Origin of the sequence: Microbacterium sp. (genome assembly GCF_047606685.1) — a bacterium.
Taxonomy (GTDB): Bacteria; Actinomycetota; Actinomycetes; order Actinomycetales; family Microbacteriaceae; genus Microbacterium.
Map to the genome: position 1 here is coordinate 23,560 of NZ_JASGEC010000002.1, position 6,000 is coordinate 29,559.

A 6,000-nucleotide genomic window follows, 5' to 3' on the forward strand; every position below is an offset into this window, starting at 1 on the left:
GCGCAGGGCGGACAGGAATCGAACCTGCAACCTGCGGTTTTGGAGACCGCTGCTCTGCCAATTGAGCTACCGCCCTAGAGGCCGTTCGGCCCCAGGCATCCACACTCCGCCGCCGCGCTGGTATCAGGGGTTCTGCCCGAATGCCGGGCACGACAAAAGAATGCAGACGATTACTGCGCCCACCAGTCTACGTCATGCCCAGTCGGCGGTCGAACCGGCCGACCCGCCCGCCCGCGCCCGCATCAGTATGCGAGGACGCCATACCGATCGGGCTCGGAGCCGCGACGGAAAGCGCGGCCCGAGATGCTCGTCGGCGTGATGCGCACGTAGTTGTACTTGAGGGTCGGGATCCACGGTGTGAGCTTGAGCTCGTCCGCGGCGGCCACCTCCGCAGAGGTGTCGAGCCGGTGCGCGTGCCCGCGCACGACGACACTCCACGCGTCGGTGTCGGTGTGCTGGTCGACTTCGAACAGGACGGCGTCGTTGACGGTGAGCTCGAACAGCTTGCTGCCCTCCGCGGTGCGGAAGAGGATGTCTCCCCCGTCGACCACGTAGTTCACAGGGAAAATGTCCAACACGTCGCCGACACGGGTCACGAGGCGCCCGAGCTCTTCCTGCGCGAGCAACTCACGGCACTCGGCCTCGTCCAGGGTCATCACAGGGTGGGGTGCGTCCATGCGTCCATCCTCAGTTCGCGGCCAGCGCGGCGGCAACCACGTCCAGGCCCTCGTGCAACAGCGCGTCAGGAATCGACAGCGGCGGCAGGAAGCGGATGACGTTGCTGTAGGTGCCGCACGTGAGCACGATGACGCCCTCGGCGATGCACGCCTTGGCGACCGCGGAGGCGAGGGCGGCGTCGGGCTCGGTCGTCCCGGCGACAACGAACTCGGCCGCCACCATGGCTCCACGGCCGCGCACCTCGCCGATGCGCGCGTCCTGCGCCCGCAACGCGCTCAGCCGGGAGACGAGGATGTCGCCGACCGCCCGCGCGCGAGCGCTCAGATCCTCGGCCTCGAAGGCCTCGATCGCGGCCACCGCGGCCGCGCACGCCACCGGGTTGCCGCCGTAGGTGCCGCCCAGGCCGCCGGCGTGCGCGGCATCCATGATCTCGGCGCGACCGGTCACGCCGGCCAGGGGCAGACCGCCGGCGATGCCCTTCGCGGTGGTGATCAGATCGGGCACGATGCCGAACAGCTCGCTCGCGAACATCGCCCCCGTGCGGGCGAAGCCGGTCTGGATCTCGTCGGCGATGAACACGACGCCGTTCGCGCGGCACCAGTCGACGACGGCAGGCAAGAAGCCGTCAGCCGGGACGATGAATCCCCCCTCGCCCTGGATCGGCTCGATGATGACGGCGGCGAGATTGTCGGCGCCGACCTGCTTCTCCATCAGCGAGATCGCCCGCGCCGCCGCCTCGGCGCCGGTCAGCCCGTCGCGGAACGGATACGACAGCGGCGCGCGGTAGACCTCGCCGGCGAACGGGCCGAAGCCACTCTTGTACGGCATCGACTTGGCCGTGAGCGCCATCGTGAGGTTGGTGCGGCCGTGGTAGCCGTGGTCGAACGCGACCACGGCCTGCCGGCCGGTGTGCTTGCGGGCGATCTTGACGGCGTTCTCGACGGCCTCGGCGCCGGAGTTGAACAGCGCGCTCTTTTTGGCGTGGTCGCCCGGCGTCACGCGGTTCAGCGCCTCGGCGACGGCGACATAGGAGTCGTAGGGCGAGATCATGAAGCAGGTGTGGGTGAACTGGGCCGCTTGCGCCTGCACGGCGGCGACGACCGCGGGGTGCGCGTTGCCGATCGTGACGACCGCGATGCCCGAGCCGAGGTCGATGAGGGAGTTGCCGTCGGCGTCGACGACGACTCCGCCGCCCGCGGCAACGGCGTGCACCGGCACGGTGTGCGCGACGCCTGCGGCCACGGCGACCGCCTTCCGGTCGAGCAGCTCTTGCGAGCGCGGACCCGGGATGGCGGTGACGAGTCGGCGTTCTTGCGGAAGTGTTGGCCCGCCCAGCGGCGCGGCGACAGAGGTCTCGACGATGCTCACAGGGCGAGCGTACGCCGGTGGCGTGCCGGGCGTCGAGCCGGAAGAGCGGTTCGTCCTGTTCAATGGAGGCGTGGCGGTCAACGGGAACGTGTCGTTGTGGTGGGACGATCTCGGCCTGCCCGCGACGCGCCGAGCGCTCCCCGGCTCGCTCGACGTCGACGTCGCCATCGTCGGCGCGGGTTTCACGGGGTTGTGGACGGCGTACTACCTGAAGACCCTGCAGCCCGACCTGCGGGTCGCAGTGCTCGAGCAGCGCTTCGCCGGGTTCGGCGCGTCCGGCCGCAACGGCGGCTGGCTCACCAACTCGGTCACCGGCGGCCGGGCGAGGTACGGCCGGGAGGGCGGGGCGGCGCAGCAGCGCGCGCTCAACGAAACGGTCGACGAAGTGATCGCCGTCGCCGCGCGAGAGGGCATCGACGCCGACATCGTGAAAGGCGGCGAGCTCGAGGTCGCGCGCTCCGCCGCCCAGCTCGCGCGCCTGCGGGCGGCGGCAGCCGACGCGGCGGCGTGGCCGCACACCGACGCCGAGATGTGGGATGCCGCGGAGACCGCCGCGCGCGTGCGCGTCGACGGCGCGCTCGGGGGCCTGTGGCATCCCCATTGCGCGCGCATCCACCCCGCCAAGCTCGTGTCCGGGCTCGCCGCCGCCGTGGAGCGTCTCGGCGTGCCGATCCACGAGTCGACGCGGGTCGTCGAGATCGCACCGGGGCGGGCGGTGACCGACCGCGGCGTCGTGCGGGCCGCGCACGTCATCCGAGCCACCGAGGGGTTCACCGCGGGCCTGCAGCACGAGCACCGCACGTGGCTGCCGATGAACTCGTCGATCATCGCGACCGCACCGCTGCCCGCCGAGGTGTGGGAGCAGATCGGCTGGGCAGGCCGCGAGACGCTCGGCGACTTCGCGCACGTGTACATGTACGCGCAGCGCACAGCCGACGACCGCATCGCGTTCGGCGGGCGGGGCGTGCCCTACCGCTACGGGTCGCGCGTCGACCACGATGGCGCGACGCAGCAGCGCACGATCCGCGCGCTCACGGCGCTGCTGCGACGCTTCTTCCCCGCCGCGGCCGACGTTCCGATCGACCACGCGTGGTCGGGCGTGCTCGGTGTGCCCCGCGACTGGGCGGCCACGGTCGGCCTCGACCGGGCAACGGGCCTGGGCTGGGCGGGCGGCTACGTGGGCACCGGGGTGACGGCGACGAACCTCGCCGGGCGCACGCTTGCCGACCTCGTGCTCGAGCGCGACACCGACCTGGTGCGGCTGCGGTGGGTGGGCCACCGCGCCCGGCGCTGGGAGCCCGAGCCCCTGCGCTGGACCGCGGTCGCCGCCATCTACACCGCCTATCGCTGGGCGGATCGGCTCGAGGCGTCCCGCTCGTCGCAGCGCACCGCGTGGCCGGCCCGCGTCGCCGACGCCATCGCCGGGCGCTGACGCCGGCTGCGAGCCCGCGCGGGTATCACCCGCCCTGTTCGGCCCTCTCTTGGACCGGGGGAAGACACACGACCTGCTGAGGAGGCGGCCTCATGTCATTGCTATCGCGCGCCACCGCTGTCGGCGCGACCCCGGCGCTCATCGCCGCAACGTTCGCGTTCGCCGCGCCAGCGAACGCCGCTCCGTCCGGGGGCAGGCTCTCTGACATCGACGGCGACGGCGACGGCGACGGCGACGGCGACGGCGAAGCCGACATCGTGGTCGGCATGCCCGATTACAACAACCGCGGCGGCGTCTGGATCAAGTACTCCAGCGGGTGGACCGACATCCTCACCAGTTCGACGGCGACTCCGCCTCGCAGCTCGGCCGCTCGCTGGCCTACCTTCCCGGCGCGCCGCGACCGATCCTCGCCGCAGGGGCGCCCGGCTACACCGACAGCGGCCGTGACAGCGCGGGCGCTGTGCGCCTGTTCGTGCTGCGCACCGACGGCACCGTCCACAAGCAGAAATGGCTCACGCAAAACTCGGCCGGCGTTCCCGGCAAGAGCGAGCACGACGACTACTTCGGCTGGAGCCTCGCCTCGACGGGCAAGGCGCTCGTCGTCGGCGCGCCCTTCGAGGACATCGGCTCAGTCTCAGACGCCGGACAGGCCACACTGCTGTACCGCACCGGCCAGCTGACGTTCACGGGCCGCGCCATCCACCAGAACAGCGCGGGCGTTCCCGACAAGGCCCAGCGATACGACAACTTCGGCTACTCGGTCGCGGCCGGACTGAAGACGATCGCGATCGGGGTTCCGAACGAGTCATTCGGGTCGATCAAGGGCGCGGGAGCGGTGCAGCCGTTCAGGTACCGCGGCGGCACGAAGATCTCCGCCTGGTCGTTGCGGCACCAGAACTACCCCGGCATTCCCGGCTCCAACGAGTCGTACGACGGATGGGGGATGTCGGTGGCCATGGTGCGGCCGTGCGCCGGCAAGACCGGCATCGTCGTCGGCGCGCCGAACGAGGATGTCGGGCTCGCCGTCGACTCGGGCGCGGCGGCGCTGGTCACCCTCAACGGTGGCGCCTCGTGCAAGAGCAAGAGCCTCGCGCAAGGCGGCGCCCTGGGCGACTCCGCGGAGGACTACGACTACGCGGGCACGACGGTCGGCATCCAGCGCACGAGCACGAAGGCGAACGCCACCGACGGGATCGTGGTGGGCATCACCGGCGAGGACAACTACCGCGGCCGGGCGACGTTCATCAACAAGCCGTACACGACGGCGGCCACGACGGTCAGCTACGAGGGGTTCAACGACTTCGACTGGTTCGGAGGCGGGCTGAACACGCCGCGTTGATCGGAACAACCGGAGGGGGTCCGCAGCCGCGGGCCCCCTTCGCCGCGTCAGGACGCGAGCAGACCGCGCTCCATCGCGAGCGCCACGGCGTGCGCGCGGTCGGCGACGCCGAGCTTGTCGAACGACTTGAGCAAGTGGGTCTTCACCGTCGACTCGCCGATCCCGAGAGCCGCCGCGATCTGCTTGTTGCTGTGGCCGGTGGCCACGAGCCGCAGCACGTCGAGCTCGCGCGCGGTGAGCGGCGACTCAGGCTCGGGCCGGCGCATCCGCTCCACGAGCCGCACCGCGACCTGCGGCGAGAGGGCGGACTGGCCGGCCGCGACCGAGCGGACGCCGGCCACGATCTCGGCTTGCGGCGCCGCCTTCAGCAGGTAGCCGGATGCCCCCGCCTCGATGGCGGCGAGGATCTGGTCGTCGGACTCGTAGGTCGTGAGAATCAGCACGCGCGGAGGCGGATCGACCTCGGCGAGGATGCGCGCGGTGGCGGCGACGCCGTCGACGCCCGGCATCCGCAAGTCCATCAGGACGACATCGGGGCAGGTCGCGGCGGCCAAACGGACGGCAGCCGCACCGTCGGATGCCTCTCCGACCACCTCGAGCCCGGGGTCGTCGGAGAGCAGCCCCGCAAGCCCCGCGCGCACGATCGGGTGGTCGTCGACGATGAGCAGGCGGATCACGCGGCGCTCCCCTCGCCGATCGGCAGCCGCACGCGCAGCGTCGTGCCACGACCGGGCGCGGAGTCGACCTCGAGCTCGCCGTCGGCGAGCGCGGCACGGTCTGCCATGCCGCTGAGCCCGAAGCCGGATCGCGCCCGCGACACGTCGAAGCCGCGCCCGTCGTCGCTCACCACGAGCACGGCGGCTGCTCCTGCCGTTCCCACCCGCACCGTGACGCGCGTCGCGCCCGCGTGCTTGCGGACGTTGGCAAGCCCCTCCTGCAGGCAGCGCAGCAGCACGACCTGCGTCTCTCGGTCAAGCTGCGCGACCCCGGGCGACCCGTCCAGGTCGATCACGAGGCCGGCCTCGGCGCGGAAGCGCTCCACGAGCCGCGCGACCGCCTCCTCGAAAGCGGGCTCGGCGGGCACCGCCGCCGTCTGGGCGACGAGCGCGCGCGCTTCGGCGAGCGCGTCGCGCGCGACCCGCTCGACCGTCGCGATCGACTGGGCGGCCGCGTCCGCGCTGCC

General features: G+C 72.0%; 6 protein-coding genes and 1 tRNA gene. 2 read left to right on the top strand and 5 right to left on the bottom strand.

The window, feature by feature from the left end; all coding sequences use genetic code 11:
- Nucleotides 1-3 precede the first annotated feature (3 nt).
- From QM611_RS00225 to gabT, 3 genes are all read right to left on the bottom strand, one after another.
- Nucleotides 4-76 (bottom strand) — tRNA-Trp (locus QM611_RS00225).
- 166 nt (nt 77-242) lie between these two features.
- A complete protein-coding gene (locus tag QM611_RS00230; protein ID WP_415077855.1) occupies nt 243-677 on the bottom strand; it encodes a pyridoxamine 5'-phosphate oxidase family protein in 435 nt (144 codons plus the stop codon).
- Nucleotides 678-687: 10 nt separating this feature from the next.
- Nucleotides 688-2,046 carry a 4-aminobutyrate--2-oxoglutarate transaminase gene (gabT, locus tag QM611_RS00235; RefSeq protein ID WP_415077856.1) on the bottom strand — a complete coding sequence of 453 codons (1,359 nt, stop codon included), beginning with the start codon at nt 2,044-2,046 and terminating at the stop codon, nt 688-690.
- Here gabT and QM611_RS00240 point away from each other — a divergent pair.
- Both QM611_RS00240 and QM611_RS00245 read left to right on the top strand, forming a co-directional pair.
- The gene (locus QM611_RS00240; RefSeq protein WP_415077857.1) at nt 2,039-3,478 is read left to right on the top strand and encodes an NAD(P)/FAD-dependent oxidoreductase; all 1,440 of its coding nucleotides are present in this window, start codon (nt 2,039-2,041) and stop codon (nt 3,476-3,478) included. The two genes, gabT and QM611_RS00240, sit on opposite strands and share 8 nt — an antisense overlap.
- 316 nt (nt 3,479-3,794) lie before the next feature.
- Complete coding sequence (locus QM611_RS00245) at nt 3,795-4,817, top strand: hypothetical protein (RefSeq protein ID WP_415077858.1); 1,023 nt, start codon at nt 3,795-3,797, stop codon at nt 4,815-4,817.
- Between the two features lie 47 nt (nt 4,818-4,864).
- On the opposite strand, the gene QM611_RS00250 is transcribed toward QM611_RS00245, so the two are convergent.
- Together QM611_RS00250 and QM611_RS00255 are read right to left on the bottom strand one after the other, a co-directional pair.
- Complete coding sequence (locus tag QM611_RS00250; RefSeq protein WP_415077860.1) at nt 4,865-5,494, bottom strand: response regulator; 630 nt, start codon at nt 5,492-5,494, stop codon at nt 4,865-4,867.
- Nucleotides 5,491-6,000 (bottom strand): sensor histidine kinase (locus QM611_RS00255; RefSeq protein ID WP_415077861.1); only part of this gene is annotated, 510 nt, incomplete at its 5' end. The genes QM611_RS00250 and QM611_RS00255, both read right to left, overlap by 4 nt.